Genomic DNA, 250 nt, shown 5'->3' with positions numbered 1-250 from the left:
CGTCATACACCCGCATTTTGGAGTAGATACTGGAGTTCTCCGGCACCTTGAGCCGCGACAGCACGGAGAACTGCGCCAGCATGCGCAGCGTATCCGGGGCGCAAGGCGCGGCGCTCAGGGACGAGTCTTCGAGCAGTTTCTGGTAGATCTTGATCTCTTCGGAGACGCGCAGGCAGTAAGGCACCTTGACGATGTACACACGGTCGAGGAACGCCTCGTTATTGCGGTTGTTGCGGAAGGCTTGCCATTC

At 58.8% G+C, this 250-nt stretch carries 1 pseudogene; it reads right to left on the bottom strand.

Annotated elements, in window-relative coordinates:
- Positions 1–250, bottom strand: a pseudogene (locus tag P8629_RS12400) (PrkA family serine protein kinase); the annotation flags it as partial.

It is taken from the genome of Hydrogenovibrio sp. 3SP14C1 (assembly GCF_029625905.1).
Taxonomy (GTDB): domain Bacteria; phylum Pseudomonadota; class Gammaproteobacteria; order Thiomicrospirales; family Thiomicrospiraceae; genus Hydrogenovibrio.
This window is presented reverse-complemented; position numbering and strand designations above follow the sequence as displayed.